Genomic DNA, 15,345 nt, shown 5'->3' on the forward strand with positions numbered 1-15,345 from the left:
AACGATCTTTCGCATATAGCTTCGATCGTTTTATTTTATGTAATATGCAGATTCGAGTCCATCGCTTGGAATTTGTTGGGCGGCGCCCACCTTGGAATCGTTTACGACTAGGACTTTTCCATGTTGGTCGTATCCTATAATATTGATCCAAATCGCTTGGTCTCCGGATACGGATTTTCTCTTTCCTAAGAGTATCGTTCCTTTGTCCAGTAAGGAGGTTATGGACTCTCCCTGTGATAGCTTAAAGAATTTCTTATTTACCTTTTTATTGAAATCCGCGTTCGCCAATAGGAGGACATTGCTTAGGTCGGTTTCATATTGAGAGGAATTCAGATAAACCCATCTCACGATCGATTTCGGATATTGCTGAAGTAGGACCGGACTCAGGCTATAGATGAAGTCCACGTATTCCTGCTCCGTCTCGAAAGAAAGCACCGTATCTCCATCTTTTGCGGAAACGGAAACGCTGATGAAAGCGATTAGAATGAAAAGGATCTTTTTGTAAGTCTGCATTTTATGTTCTGCCTTATAGGAAGGATGTGTTCGTGTGATGGAGTGAGCATTATGCTGATGGAGAGTAGAAGGTGTTCATTCGGATAGTCTTTGCTTGATGATTTGCGATATGGGTTTGTGAGGCTCTAATAGACAAGTCTATAGGCTCCCGTCGTTCCTGCCGGGACGTCCTGGATAGGTTCGAATTTATATTCTAAATTTTCCGCATTGTCGAAAACGGATTGTGTAAGTAGGATTTCTCCGGCCTCGGCCGTGTCTTCTCCCAGCTTGCTTGCGGTATTTACTTCGGAACCGAATACGTCTATGTCTCCGATCTTTAACACCTTACCGTATCCTAATCCGACGCAGAGTAGGATCTTTTCTTCCGGGATTTTATTCTTATTGTATTCGACTAGTTCCTTCTGCATCCGAATCGCCGCCTGCAATCCCTTTGCGACATTGCGAAAGATAACGAGAAAACTGTCCCCTTCCGATTTGAGAAGAATACCGTCATGATCTTCTATGACCGGCACTAAGATTCTTTCGGACTCATGGATGGTCTGTAAAAAATGGATGATCCCGAACTTCTCCACTCCTCTCGAGAACCCGGAGAGATCGGTGAACATGATGCACCAAACTTCTCCGAAAAGATCCCAGATCCTTTGGTCTATCCTTTCCTTATCCGCTCCGGGCTTGAGCCTTTCTAAAATCAGATTCTCCAATCTGTCTTCCGATGCGCTTGCGATAATGCTTCTTTTAAAGGCCATGGCAACCGAATCAAATCAGACCTCTTTGTTCCGTCGAATCATTTCAAATGCGATTCGGAAAAATTCGAAACCGAGAAGAATGGTACCTTCTTCTTATTCCTTGACTCTGATTTTCAAAAGGCGACGTCTCAGTCGGATCTCCTCCTCGAGGGATTTGGAGAGGTTTTCGAATTTACGGTGGGAAAGATCGATCTTGGCTTGCAGCGTCTCGTAGAGAGGATTGGTTTTCCCTTCAGGTAAAAGGAATCTGGATTTGATTTCCCCTTCCGAATAAGCCTGGAAGGAGGCGACATGAGCGTCGTCGTCGATGAATAATACGGCTCCTCCGTGGGACTTCATGGTTTGTATGGTATCTACGACCCATCCACCGGTGTTGAAGATGAGCTTGTCTTGGATTTTTAATCCTAAACCTTGGGAGACCGAGACGAAAGGTTTGTGGGTATGGCCGAAAATAAAGGCATAGTCCTGCGGAAATTTACGCTTGGTCCTTCTGGTCTCCTCTTCCCATTGGTGGGGGATGGTTTCCGCCAAATAGGTGTCCAGATTGCGGATTACTTCGTCGCTTAAGACAGTATCGGACATCCCTCTCTCCGCCTGACCCACTTTGAGTACGACTTTCTTGAGGGTCCGTCCGATCGCCCATTGAAGGAAATATTTCAGTAGAAAGAAAGTATCCAGTTTTCTCAATAGATAGCTGGTTACGTTGCTCGCAAGTCTTCCTACCGCCTTTTCGTCCTGAAGCATATCGTAAATTAGGCCTATCCCTTTTCCGACTTTTCCGGATCTGCCTAACGTGGACCAAAAAAAATCGATCCATGCGAAGTTCTCCTTTTCCAAAACGGTTATGGAAGTAGGGTTCGGGACCTCCACTGCGGCTCGGAAAGGGTTTAGATCCAAGAGCTTTTCCCAGAAATTGCGCTTGGGTTTTTCCTGATTCTTGTCTTTGTCTATTTCCGGGAGCAGGATTCTTTGGATCGTGCTCATTAGCGCGTAGATATTTTCCAGAAAGTTTCCATGGGAAAGGAATACGGATCTGCTTCCGTCCTTACTCACGATTTCGAAATTAGGATAAGCAATGACGGCTTCTCCTTTCTTCAATTTGCGATTTCTTCTCAAAATGCCGGTTAACAGGTCGGATTCAACGAAGTCGGGATCCACCATCTTGGTGGTATACCACGCATTTTGAATGTATTGGTTGGGCTTGAGTCTCGCGATATAGTCCACATATTGCCTTTCTCTAGCTGTTTCCCAGAGATGATGGTCGTGGTTTCCTGGAATATATAGTATGCTGTCGGAAAAAACGCTTTTCTGTTCCTTATAGGCGACTTCCAAGAATCTCTCGAAGGTCATTGAGGCTTCGTTGATATCTCCCAAGGCAAGTTCCAACACGTCTCCGAGTAGAATGAACTGAGGCGGTTTACTAGAGCCGTTCACCGTTTGAACGATATGTTTGATACAGGAAATCAATTCCAGGAGTGCGGGAGATGTCTTCTGGGGGTTTACCTTATACTTGTCCTCTTCCTTAACAGGATCCGGAAACTCTTCGATGTATGTAAGTAAACTATTATATGCTCCTAGATGAACGTCGGATAACACAACATATTTGATTTTACTTGTAGGCATTTGGGATTCGAATCATTCGAAATTCGCATATAAAATCAATTAATTATTGCTATTTTTAGGCAAATGCTGCAAATAAGTAGATTTTTCGGCGATAGGGGGATCTTCTTGAAGTTCTACGAAGCGATAGTGATAGGTACTGGATTCGGCGGTTCGATTAACGCGTGTAGGCTTTCCAAAAAATGGCCGGGTAAGGTTCTGGTCTTGGAACGAGGTAAGGAATATCCGAAAGGCTCTTTTCCCCGTTCACCGGAAGGAATGTCCAAGAATTTCTGGAATGTACCCGAAGAAGGGACGGTTCCACGTTCTTCCCAATTCAAGAAAAGCGGTCGCCAGACCGGATTATTCGATATCCGCAACTATCCTAAGTTGGATGTGGTCCTTTCCGCAGGTTTGGGAGGGGGTTCTCTTATTTATGCAAACGTGTTTTTGGAGCCTCCGGATCATATTTTCGACGAACGATGGCCGGAAACCTGCAAAAAACGTAATTTAAAACCGTATTATAAAGTAGTGAAGGAAGTCCTAGGCTCCCGTCCTATCCCCGATAACGGGGAGGAGCGGAGAAAAGTAGTCAGGACGGAATTGTACGAAAAATTCGCCGCTCACGAATCCCGTGTCTCCAAGCGGGCCGATCTCAACGTATTTTTCGGAAACGATTTCAAGAAGCCAACTCCTATCGGGGTTCAGGAAAAAAACCGCTACGGCGCGATCCAAACTTCCTGCACTTACTGTGCGGAATGTGATGTCGGTTGTAACACCCATTCTAAGAATACTCTGGATCTGAATTACCTTTTTGTTGCGAAGAATTCGCATAAGGCGGAGATCCGTACGGAACATCTCGCTACTAAAATCATTCCTTTAGGGGCAAAGGGAGAGGAAGATCCTTCCGCAAGCGGCGCATACGGTTATAGGGTCCATTTTTTGAATCTGCAAAACGGAAAGACGGTGGCGACTTACGCCGATACCAGGAGAGTCGTCGTTTCCGCCGGGACTTTGGGAACGACAGAACTTCTTCTTAAATGCAAAACGAAATTTAAAACTCTCGCTAAGATCTCCGACAAGATAGGGACCCAATTCTCCGGAAACGGGGACTTCTTATCCTTTACCGCTAAGGGAGATAAGCCTGCGGATCCGAATTACGGCCCGGTGATCACTCAATACACGGATTATAATCTATTCCAAAATTTCGATTCAAAGAAGGCTTTCGTATTGGAGGATGCAAGTTATCCTGTATTTGCCTCTTATTTCGTATCCGGAGCCATCCCTCTGATCTTCCGTTTGAAGTATATCTTCCATATCGTCGGAGAATTTTTCCGCAGTATCTGGGACGGCAAGATTTTCGGTAAGATAGGTTTCCTACTCGGCGAAGCTTTGAAAGGGGATATCTCCTATACGTCCGCAGTCCTTCTATGCATGGGAATCGATACTTCCGACGGGAAAATGTATTTGGATAAGAAGGGAACTCTGCAGATCACCTGGCCTCAGGCGGAGAATATGACGCTTTACAATACCATAATGGATGTGAATAAGCGTTTTTCCAAATTCACGAACGCCAAAACTAGATTTCCGATGCCCACTTATTCCTGGCCCGTCCGGAATAACGTGACGGTCCATCCTTTGGGTGGTTGCGTCGTCGGATCTTCCGCTGCGTTCGGAGTCTGTTCTTCGGATCCAAAGACGTTCGGAAAGGTTTTCGGATATGAGGGTTTATATGTGGCGGACGGAAGCTTATTACCGACCGCAGTGGGAGCGAATCCGTCCATGACTATTTCTGCACTTTCGGAAATGGTTGCGGAAGCGATTACTGGAAGAAAACCGAACGCGAGTTTAAGGTAGGAAAATCGATTGGCTACGGCGACAAAAAAGAAAAAAGCAACGAATCAAAGCAAAAGTAAGAAGAACTTAGCGCCGAAACCGCACCCGGTGAGTTTGGAATTTACGGAAGAGATGAAAGGTTTCATCTCACTTCCAGGTTCCTTCTCCTATGAAGAGGATTACGAGGCCGGAAAGAAAGCGGGAAATTATCTCATGTTTCATCTTACGATACGGATTCCGGATACGGAATTCTTCGTATACGATCCGAATGAAACGGGAGAAGCGATCGGTTGGGTGGAATGCCAGGCGTTAGGCGGTAAATTCGACGTAGAGAAAGGGATCTTCAATTGCTTCGTAGATTATGGAAAACCTTCCGTTAACGAGAAGCATATGAGATACCGCCTATTCCTGAAGAATAAGGCGGGTCGTAAAATCACTTTGAACGGATTCAAGAAGGTCGTGGACGACGGTATTCTGAATATCTGGAGAGACACTTCCACATTATACACTACCGTATACGAAGGTCATATTGACGAGAAAGGCGAGGCTAAGGCCAAGGTTTTAGGCAAAGGTATTTTAAGAATTCTTGAAAAAGATTTTCTGAAACAAATGACCACCTTCAAATCCAACGGTCGCACCTTCTCCGAAAGAAAGGATGCCGCCTTAAGATTCGGAGAAATGTTCCTGGGAAATCTTTGGGATATTTACGGAGCCCAATTCAGAAAAGCCGAACCGGAATTATGGAGAGAGAGGGATATTCCTGTCTTTACTTTGGAGGGAGTCAAGGGCGCTAAGATCTCCCACCATCCTTTCGTAACTGAGGATAAGATTTCCGTCAGCCTGATGAGGTTCCAGAAGAAAGAGAGTAAAGATGTGGTCGTGCTTATGCACGGTTTGACTACTTCCACCGATATGTTCGTTATGCCCGAACATAAGAATCTCGTAACTTACCTACATGAAAACGGTTACGGGGACGTTTGGAGTTTCGATTGGAGGGGGAGTTTACGTTTTAATTATAATCTATTCCCTCATCGGTATACTCTGGATGATATCGCTTTATACGACGTTCCGGCCGCTCTGAAGGTCGTTCGAGAGGCGGTCGGTCCGGGAAAGAAAATCCATTTCGTGGTGCATTGTGTAGGATCTATCTCATTCTTCATGAGTCTTTTTGCCGGAAAAATAGAAGGGGTGACGAGCGTCGTATCCAATAGCGTTTCTTTGACTCCGAACGTTCCGGCCTGGTCCAAGATTAAACTTAGTTTCGCGCCTTTTTTAATGGAGTCCGTATTACGGTTTCCGAATGTGAATCCTCGCTGGCATTACCTTCCCGGCTTCGCGTCCGGCAAGGTTCTCGCCAAATTCGTGAGTCTATTTCACCATGAATGCGACGAGCCCGCTTGCCATATGCTCAGCCTAATGTGGGGGACCGGATGGCCTGCTTGTTACGAACACGAAAATCTGCCCGATGTCACTCATAGAAGGGTAGGGGATCTGTTCGGCGCCACTTCCATGAATTACTATAGGCATATCCGCAAGGCTGTGGGTCGTAAATCCATGATCAAGTTCGAGCCTAAGGACAATCGATATGATTCTCTTCCGAATAATTATTTGGATAAGGCCTCCACGGTTAAGACCCCCATCTTATTCATGACCGGTGATCAGAATAAGGTGTTCAAAGATTCGAATATTATCGCCCACGATACCTTGAATCGATTGAATCCGGGAAACAAGAACGAGTTATTTATAGCTAAGGGATACGGTCACCAGGACACCTTGATGGGAAAGAAAAGCGATAAGGATATCTTTCCAAGAATCGTGGAATTCTTGAAAAAACATTCTTAACGTTTCGTTTGTGAATCGAATATCCGAGTCGTTTAACGACTCGGATTCTTTGCGACTGCGGTCTTGGAGAGATAAAGAATGACTATTGCGGCGAAAAGCATATCCGCAAATACGAGTAACGCCATCCAAACTTCGGATTTGATCAAGAAGGTCATGAATCCTTTTACGAATATCGGTAAGGAGAATAGGTTCAGGATCACGATTCCGATCGCGAAGTTTCTCTTTCCGTTCGGCGAAGAGAATTCGAAATTCTTCAGGAAGATATAAGCGGCGATCGCGGAGAGTGCCGCCTGGATTCCGAATCCCAAAAGCGGCGCGGCGGCGCTGATTCCGAGTTCGGGGTTGGAGGGATCCAGCGAGATGATGGGGCCGATGATCGGCGCATCGGACAGAGGTAGGATCTTTAGATCATGGTCGTGAACCAAAAAGTCCAGGATCCAATGACCGCTAGTCGCCAAGGCCACGGAGAGATAACGCGCAGCAGGAGAAACCTTAAAGGCTTTCAGAACTAGAAAGAAAAGGATTCCGATGATGATCCCGCCGACCAGAGAGTGGGAATACTGCTGGCTCAGCAGTTTCATATTTCCGATATATAAGAAAGGGATCTCCACTTTCATATATTCTAATGGGGGAGAGAAGCCGAACGGATTCAGATTCAATACGATCCAAACCAATTCTACGGCTTCCGTCGCAATGAGAAGAATCCAAAGCGGCGTATCTTTGAACTTCGATTTTACTAGAAATGCGGAAGATAGATGTCCAATGCCTGTCATAGGTGACGAAAATTATTAAAAACATTATAATATGCAATAAATAATTTGCTTAAGTATGTAAAGTTTGCAGAATTTGCCTATGGAATATATACTCGTTACAGGTGCAAATTCGGGTGTAGGTCTCGCGTTAACCGAAAGGTTAATACAGGATGGGAACTTCGTATTCGGGAGCGTTCGATCGAAGAAACAAGGAGCCGAACTATCCGTTAAACTTGGAAAGTCGTTTTATCCTCTTTACTTCGATGTAACGGACGAGACCGCGATCGATAAGGCCTCGAAAGAAGTCGCGAACGTTCTGGATGGACGGGGCCTGAAAGGACTCGTGAATAATGCCGGCGTAGTGGTTCCCGGGCCGCTGTTAGAGATGCCGCCCCGTCTTTTTCGCGAGCAGATAGAAATCAATCTTATCGCTCCTTTTATTCTCTCCCAAAAGTTCCTACCGTTATTGGGAGCTAAGAAAGATAGAAGCTTCTCTCCCGGAAGGATCGTAAACGTAAGTTCAATGAGTGGAGTTCGGACAATTCCCTTCTTGGCAGCTTATTCCGTATCCAAGCACGGACTCGAAGCTTTAACCGACGGCTTTAGGAGAGAGCTGAGCTTATACGATGTGGACGTGATTTCCGTTTTGCCTGGTCCGATCGCGACTCCCTTAACGGATAAGATCAACGATCAGATCCGGGAAATCGCCAACGGCTCAGTATACAGAGACGCACTTTTGAACTTTGTGAAGATAAACGAGAAGAAGGCAAAGTCCGGTGTTCCTATGTCAAAGGTTCTCGACGCGATTCTCCACGCTCTTAGGAGTCCGAGTCCAAAAACGCGCTATTTTTTAAAAAGTAGTTTCCTTACCGACACCCTTTTGCCTAAATTCCTCCCGACTCGGACGTTCGATAAATTAATCTCAAAAGTCTTAGGAATCCGTACGTAATATGACTGGCTTGTCCCGTGTACTCCCGCTTCTCCTGATCCTATCTTTCACTCCTTCCTTGGTCGCGCAGCAAAGTCCGACCCAGGACATCGTTCTAACCGACGAGTCCGACCAATACGATATCAGAAACGCGGTCTCTTTTTTCGTAGATAAGGAGAAGAAGGAGACGATCGAAAGCGTTCGTCGTTTGGATGAAAGCGGGAAGTTTGAAAAATTCGGAAAGACGAATTTCGGGATTACAAATTTCGCATATTGGGTTCGAATTCCGGTAAAGAATAGGTCCAAAAGCGTCCGGAATTGGTATTTGGAAATCAGCCATCCCGTATTGGATCATGTGGATTTTTACACTCCGACTTCCGAAGGATACGTCGCTAAGCTCTCGGGAGATAAGCTACCTTTCAATAATCGCGAAATCAATCATAGAAACTTTATTTTCGAGCTACCTTTACACGATAGTAGCGAGACCAACGAAGCGGTCTTTTATCTCCGCGTAGAATCGGAAAGTACGATTTCCTTACCCATTCAGATCCTGAGTGAAAAGGCTTTCGCGAATCGTAACGCTACCGAACAATTCGTATTCGGATTGTATTACGGGCTGATTTTCGTGATGGCGCTTTATAATCTCTTTATATTCTTTACGGTTCGGGATTTGAGCTATCTATTCTACGTATTCTATATAGTTACTTTCGGGCTATTGCAGATGAGTTTGAACGGGCTCGCTTTCCAGTTCGTTTGGCCGGATTCGATCTGGTTGGCTAGCTACGCGCCTACCTTCCTAATACCGTTATTACCGACCTTTGTGATCCTTTTTTCGAGGTATTTTTTACTTACCTTTCAATATCTCCCTAAGATGGATAAGTTTTTATTATCCTCGAGCGCGGTCGGTGCGATTTTGACGGTCATTTCCCTATTCGTTAAGATATCTTCGGTGCTTTGGATTCTTGCGGTCTACGCTCTTCTTAATATCCCTTTCGTTTTGGGATGTGCGATTTATACATTAAGAAAAGGTTATAGGCCTGCGATTTACTATCTGACCGCATGGTTGACCCTTATGCTCGGAGGGGTTCTTTACGGACTCAAGGCCTTCGGAGTCGTGCCGGATATATTCCTGACTAATTACGGATTGCAAATCGGCGCAGGACTCGAAGTTGTTCTACTTTCCTTCGCTTTGGCTTCCAGGATCAATACGATCAAGAAAGAAAAAGAGGAGGCTCAGGCCAAAACTCTCGAGATGCAGAAGATTCTCACGGAGTCATACGCTAGGTTCGTGCCGAAGGATTTCTTGGCCAATCTGGGGAAAGATTCCATTCTTGACGTAAAATTGGGAGATCAGATCCAGAAAGAGATGGCGGTACTCTTTAGCGATATCCGTTCTTTCACCACTCTGTCGGAACAGATGACTCCCGCTCAGAACTTCAATTTCATCAATTCCTATTTAAGTAGAATGAGCCCGATCATCCAAAGACATAACGGTTTTATCGATAAATTCATCGGCGATGCCATCATGGCCTTATTCCAAAGAAATGTGATAGATGCGGTTTCCGCGGGAGTGGAAATGCAAAGATACCTGAAAGAATATAACGAGCATCGCCACCGTCAGGGATATATCCCCATTCAGATCGGAGTAGGAATACACTCCGGATCTTTAATGCTCGGAACGATCGGTGCCGAGGAAAGGTTGGAAGGAACGGTGATCTCGGACACCGTGAATCTTGCCTCTAGGATCGAAAGCTTAACGAAAGTCTACGGATCCAGGATCGCGGTCAGCGAAAGCACCGTGGAAGAGGTTAAGAAGGAAGGTCGTTTTAATTTTAGATTTTTGGATCGGGTTAAGGTAAAAGGAAAGCAGAAACCAGTTTCGGTCTACGAAGTATTCGACGGAGACGAGCCCGAGCAGCAGGATTTGAAAATCAAGACTAAGGATGCTTACGAGAAGGGGGTAAAGGCTTTTTATTCCCACGCTTTCGACGAGGCCAAAATCCAATTTGAAAAGGTGATCTCCTTGTTTCCCGAAGATAAGGCGACTCAACTCTATCTTAAGCGGCTGTACCCCGTGACCCAAGGGAGCAAGGTGGCGGAAGAGATCGAGGACTGAGGGCGCCGGCTTTTCTCCGTTCTTCTTTAAGACATTGTAAAATCGGATCGATCGATTTTCGATAAATCCCTTTTGTTCCGAAGCCTGGGAGTATTTTGTTGTTTCCCAAGAATTATAAAAGTAAAATCTGCGCTAAGATGTGGCTATCATGACGAAGCTTGCAACGCGGGTTCTCTTTCTTTTTCTCTCCATGTCGGGACTCCGCCCGTCTACTTTTCGAACTTTCCTGAATTTTCGTGGATAGTATGTCTTTTTTGTTTCGCATATTTTCGGCGATTCTTCTGGGGCTAATCGCTTCTCCTGCATTCTCGGATCAAACATCGGTCGAGACTATCGTTTTATCCGCCGAACACGAGGAATACGATATCAGCAATTTCGTATCTTTCTATGTGGATAAGGGAAAGAATTTAACGATCGAAGATATTCTTCGTTTAAATTCGGAGAATCGCTTCGAGAAGTTAGGGGTGACGAATTTCGGTATTACCGATTTCGCTTATTGGGCTCGTATTTCCGTCAGGAATGCGAACACGAAAGGCGGAAACTGGTATCTGGAAGTCAATCATCCGGTATTGGATCATGTGGATTTCTATTATCCGTCTTCGAAAGGATATTCGGTAAAGCGTTTCGGAGACGCATTGCCGTTTCAAACCAGGGAAATCAATCATCGCGATTTTATTATAGAGATTCCTTTCGACCCTGCGACGGATAAGGAAACGGTCTTTTTCTTGAGAGTGGAATCCGAAAGTACCGTCTCTCTACCCATGGAGATCGTAAGCGAGAAGGCGTTCTCTAATACGAATTCGACGGAGCAATTCGTCTTCGGTTTGTACTACGGATTGATTTTCGTGATGGCACTTTACAATCTCTTCATATTCTTCACGGTTAAGGATCTAAGCTATCTTTATTATGTATTGTATATAACCGTATTCGGATTGCTTCAGATGAGCCTGAACGGAATCGCGTTCCAATATATTTGGCCCAATTCGATCTGGTTGGCTAGTTACGCACCTACTTTCCTAATTCCTTTGGTGGCGGCTCTCGCGATCCTCTTTTCAAGGCATTTCCTGATGCTTTCCGTATATCTTCCTAAAATGAATCGTGCCCTTCTGGCCTCCAGCCTTTTCGGATTGGCGTTGACTGTGGTTTCCATATTCGTGAAGATTTCCTCCATTCTATGGTTACTCGCCATTTATGATATGCACATTGTTCCGACCCTATTGGGTTGCGCCGCATACGTATTAAAGAAAGGTTATAAACCGGCCATATATTATCTCATAGGATGGCTTACCATTTTACTCGGAGCGTTATTATACGGTCTGAAGTCTTTTGCGATCGTGCCGGATATATTCATCACAGGATACGGATGGCAGGTGGGAGCGGGGATGGAAACCGTACTATTCTCCTTCGCTTTGGCTTCCAGGATCAAGATGATCGAAAAGGAAAAAGAGGAGGCTCAAGCCAAGACCCTTCAGATCCAGAAGACCTTGAACGATTCCTTGGAGATGATGGTAAACGAAAGAACCAAGACGATCGAAGAACAAAAATTGGAGATCCAAAGTAAGGCCAAACTCATCGAAAAGGATTTGGCGATCGCCGGGAAGATTCAATTTTCCCTTCTTCCCTCCTCTTTACCTAAAACGCCTAACGTTAAAATTGCGTATCGCTGTATTCCCATGCTTCAGGTCGGCGGAGATTTCGTGGATCTCATCTCCGATAGGACAGGAAGAGCTCTCGGGATTTTTATCTGCGACGTAACTGGGCACGGCACAGGCGCGGCCATGGTCGCAGCCATGGTGAAAATGGCCTTGGCGGATTGGTCGGATTATTTGAGCGATCCGGGACACATGCTTTCTAAAATGCGCGCTCAATTGGTGGGAAAACTGAACGGCAACTTCGTGACCGCGACTATGGTCACGGTTTTTCCGGAATCGGGTAGGATACTTGTCGCGAACGCCGGTCATCCGGAAACCATTCTGATTCGAAAAGCGTCCGGAGAACACGAGATGTTCCGTCCCGCTGGCGTGGCTATTAACGAGCTTCTGTCAACTCCGTACTACCAGACTTTAAAGGCGGAACTTTCTAAAGGAGACAAATTGATCCTATATACGGACGGATTGATCGAAGCCAGATCCAAGGAAGGCGACTTCTTCGGATCGGATCGTTTTCTTTCCCTGCTTAAGAACCATTCCGACTCCGATCCGGAAAGATTCTGCAACGCCGTCATCCGAAATATTCAGGATTTTACCCAAGAAGAAAGAAGTTCCCACGACGATATGGCTCTAATCGTAATCGAATATTCGGGGTGATTCACGCTTTCGATTATTGAAATTACTTGACCGGTCCGCTATTCGGGCGGAGATTTCTTGCCCGAGATGGAGGATTAGATATGCTACCGGTAATTCCTTTAAATTTTTTAGCGATCGGCGTTTCGGTGTTGGCCACCATGGTTATCGGCTTTCTTTGGTACGGACCCATATTCGGCAAGATTTGGGTGAAAGAAATGGGACTGGAGAATATGGAGCCGAATACGAAGCAAATGATGAAATCTATGGCTTTGGGAATCGTCGGTGCGTTTTTGACCGCTTATGTTTTGGCTCATAGTATTTTCGTATGGAAGCCTTCTTCCTGGCATTTGGAAGGCGACGGGCCGGCTTGGCAGTACGGTGCTTACGGAGCGTTCTACGTGTGGTTGGGATTCTTTGTCCCGCTTCTCTTTAATTCGATAGCATGGGAAGGAAAATCTTGGCGATTATTCTTTGTGAACGCCTCCCATAATCTGGTTTCGCTGATGGTAACCGGTATCATTCTGGCGGTTTGGCCCGGATAATTCGGACCGATTACTTTATAAAAAATGAATATTACGGAACGGAATTGATTGGCATGAGCGTTTTCGAATTCCGTTCCTTTGCATTATTAGGAAAGACCGTTTGAAGAAATGGCTAGATATTTTGGTTTCGGTTCCGATATGCATCGGGGCGATGGTGATTTTAGGCTGGGCCTTCGATATAGATATCTTCAAGCGACCTAATCCCGCATGGGTATCCATGAACCCGCTTACCGCGGTGGGATTCGGATTCATAGGTCTTTCTTTATTGCTCTTATTTCGGGACAAGGTTCGTTACAGAATCATAATCCGCTCCGTTTCTTTTTTGACCTCTCTGATCGGGGCGGTCAAAATCTTCGGGCTATCGATAGGTTCGGATTTCGGAATCGATAAGATACTTTTTTCCCAGAAAGTTGCGATCGATATAATCAACGGAAGGCCGAATCAAATGGCGCCTAATACCGCCTTCGATTTTCTGCTTTTGGGATTTTCCGTTTTCTTTCTTACTTTTCGAAAGGCGTCCCTCCGATCGGCGTCCAATTATCTCTCATTCGTCGTCATGTTGGTGGGAATATTTTCCATAGTCGGTTATTTATATCAAGTAAAGGAATTTTACGGATTTCTTTCCTTTATTCCGATGGCGCTGCCTACCGCGATCTGCTTCCTGTTTTGTTCTTTTTCCATTCTAATATACAACGGTGATTACGCGTTTATGCGCGTTTTTACGAGTCGCTATCTGGGCGGTAAATTGGCTCGGATTCTATTTCCGTTTATAATACTAGTGCCGGTTATTTTCGGGATGCTCCGGATCTATCTGTATCGTATCTATCCGGTCAGTTTCGAGCTGGGTGTCGGATTTCTTATTACTGCGATCATTCTAACGTTCTTTCTGGTGGTTTATTTCGCTTCCTTCGAATTGGATAAGGCCGATCGCGCGAGAACCAAGGCGGAGGAGGACCTTTCGGGCCTAAACCGGGATTTGGAAAGGCTCGTGCAATTAAGGACGATGGAATTGTATAGGAGTGAAAATCGTTTCAGAACGATCATCGAGCAATTTCCCTATCCGGTTCTCACCTATACTTCGGATGGTTCCTGCACAGGGGCTAATTTGGCCTGGGAAGAAATGTGGAATGCGAGAAGAGATAATTTAGTCGATTATAATATACTAAAAGATTCTCAAATGCAGAAATCCGATCTGTTTCGTCATGTGCAAAGAGCTTTTTCCGGAGAAGCGGCCGTCTCAGAGCCTTATAAATACGATCCGGGCCTGATCGGAAAAGAAGGGAGGGCGAGATGGATGCAACTCGTGCTACATCCCGTTAAGAATACGGCCGGAAAACTTCTCGAAGTGATCGCGGTTCAACAGGACATCACGGAGAGTAAGGAAGCTGAGGACGAAATCCGTTCCTTGAATAACGCGTTGGAAGAAAGAGTAAGGCAAAGAACCGAACAGTTGCTCCTGGCCAATAAGGAATTGGAATCTTTCTCGTATTCGATTTCCCACGATTTAAGGGCTCCGATTCGAGGCATAAACGGTTATACGAGGATCTTAGAGGAGGATTACGGAGATAAACTGGATGCGGAAGCCAATCGGGTGATCTCCAGAATTCTCGCCAACGCTAAACAAATGGGACAACTCGTCGACGATCTTCTAGAATTTTCCCGTTTGGGAAGAATGGAACTCGCTCATAGGGAACTTCTTACCAAGGATATCGTATCCGCCGTGTACTCGGAACTTAGCGGATACGAAAAGAATAGGGATATAGAACTCGTAGTAGGAAGTCTGCCGAATGTAAGAGCTGATCAGATGGCTTTTCGCCAACTATGGGTGAATCTGATTTCGAACGCTCTTAAATATACAAGGAAAACGGAAAAAGCCAGGATCGAAATCGGTTCCTTCGAGGAGAATGGAGAAAGTATTTTTTTCATCAAGGATAACGGCGCCGGTTTCAATATGCAATATTATGAAAAGATATTCGGAGTGTTCCAACGTCTCCATTCCCAAGAGGATTTCGAAGGAACGGGAGTCGGACTCGCTATCGTAAATAGGATCGTATCCAGACACGGGGGCAGAGTTTGGGCGGAGGGTGAGATCGGAAAAGGCGCTTCCTTTTACTTTACCATGCCAGGAAAGGATTCCGAATTTTCCGAGAATTCCGCCTCATAGTGATTCCGAGAATCGCACAAGA

11 protein-coding genes are annotated in these 15,345 nt (G+C 45.5%); 7 read left to right on the forward strand and 4 right to left on the reverse strand.

Annotated elements, in window-relative coordinates; all coding sequences use genetic code 11:
* Positions 1 to 30 precede the first annotated feature (30 nt).
* The 3 genes from LEP1GSC061_RS18755 to LEP1GSC061_RS18765 all read right to left on the reverse strand — a co-directional run bounded on the left by LEP1GSC061_RS18755 (position 31) and on the right by LEP1GSC061_RS18765 (position 2,882).
* Positions 31 to 513: a hypothetical protein gene (locus tag LEP1GSC061_RS18755; RefSeq protein ID WP_016547028.1), complete on the reverse strand. Its 483-nt coding sequence runs from the start codon at positions 511 to 513 to the stop codon at positions 31 to 33.
* Positions 514 to 638: 125 nt separating this feature from the next.
* Positions 639 to 1,259, reverse strand: a complete 621-nt coding sequence (locus LEP1GSC061_RS18760; RefSeq protein WP_016547441.1) for an adenylate/guanylate cyclase domain-containing protein — start codon at positions 1,257 to 1,259, stop codon at positions 639 to 641.
* Between the two features lie 93 nt (positions 1,260 to 1,352).
* Positions 1,353 to 2,882, reverse strand: a complete 1,530-nt coding sequence (locus LEP1GSC061_RS18765; protein ID WP_016547217.1) for a metallophosphoesterase — start codon at positions 2,880 to 2,882, stop codon at positions 1,353 to 1,355.
* 105 nt (positions 2,883 to 2,987) lie between these two features.
* Between LEP1GSC061_RS18765 and LEP1GSC061_RS18770 the strand changes: the two genes are divergently transcribed.
* Together LEP1GSC061_RS18770 and LEP1GSC061_RS18775 are read left to right on the forward strand one after the other, a co-directional pair.
* Positions 2,988 to 4,715, forward strand: coding sequence for a GMC oxidoreductase (locus LEP1GSC061_RS18770; RefSeq protein WP_040510121.1), 1,728 nt, complete (start codon positions 2,988 to 2,990; stop codon positions 4,713 to 4,715).
* Between the two features lie 9 nt (positions 4,716 to 4,724).
* Positions 4,725 to 6,536, forward strand: coding sequence for an alpha/beta fold hydrolase (locus tag LEP1GSC061_RS18775; RefSeq protein ID WP_016547080.1), 1,812 nt, complete (start codon positions 4,725 to 4,727; stop codon positions 6,534 to 6,536).
* 32 nt (positions 6,537 to 6,568) lie between these two features.
* Here LEP1GSC061_RS18775 and LEP1GSC061_RS18780 read toward each other — a convergent pair whose 3' ends face one another.
* Positions 6,569 to 7,309, reverse strand: a complete 741-nt coding sequence (locus LEP1GSC061_RS18780; RefSeq protein ID WP_016547177.1) for a hypothetical protein — start codon at positions 7,307 to 7,309, stop codon at positions 6,569 to 6,571.
* Positions 7,310 to 7,388: 79 nt separating this feature from the next.
* Between LEP1GSC061_RS18780 and LEP1GSC061_RS18785 the strand changes: the two genes are divergently transcribed.
* The 5 genes from LEP1GSC061_RS18785 (at position 7,389) to LEP1GSC061_RS18805 (ending at position 15,323) form a co-directional block, all read left to right on the forward strand.
* The gene (locus LEP1GSC061_RS18785) at positions 7,389 to 8,237 is read left to right on the forward strand and encodes an SDR family NAD(P)-dependent oxidoreductase (protein WP_016547074.1); all 849 of its coding nucleotides are present in this window, start codon (positions 7,389 to 7,391) and stop codon (positions 8,235 to 8,237) included.
* A gap of 1 nt (position 8,238) precedes the next feature.
* A complete protein-coding gene (locus tag LEP1GSC061_RS18790) occupies positions 8,239 to 10,332 on the forward strand; it encodes a 7TM diverse intracellular signaling domain-containing protein (RefSeq protein WP_016547135.1) in 2,094 nt (697 codons plus the stop codon).
* Positions 10,333 to 10,586: 254 nt separating this feature from the next.
* Complete coding sequence (locus tag LEP1GSC061_RS18795) at positions 10,587 to 12,638, forward strand: 7TM diverse intracellular signaling domain-containing protein (protein ID WP_415751842.1); 2,052 nt, start codon at positions 10,587 to 10,589, stop codon at positions 12,636 to 12,638.
* An 80-nt stretch (positions 12,639 to 12,718) separates the two neighbouring features.
* Positions 12,719 to 13,159, forward strand: coding sequence for a DUF1761 domain-containing protein (locus LEP1GSC061_RS18800; protein WP_016547265.1), 441 nt, complete (start codon positions 12,719 to 12,721; stop codon positions 13,157 to 13,159).
* A gap of 100 nt (positions 13,160 to 13,259) precedes the next feature.
* Positions 13,260 to 15,323, forward strand: a complete 2,064-nt coding sequence (locus tag LEP1GSC061_RS18805; protein ID WP_016547428.1) for a sensor histidine kinase — start codon at positions 13,260 to 13,262, stop codon at positions 15,321 to 15,323.
* Positions 15,324 to 15,345: the final 22 nt, after the last annotated feature.

The organism is Leptospira wolffii serovar Khorat str. Khorat-H2 (assembly GCF_000306115.2).
Lineage (GTDB): Bacteria > Spirochaetota > Leptospiria > Leptospirales > Leptospiraceae > Leptospira_B > Leptospira_B wolffii.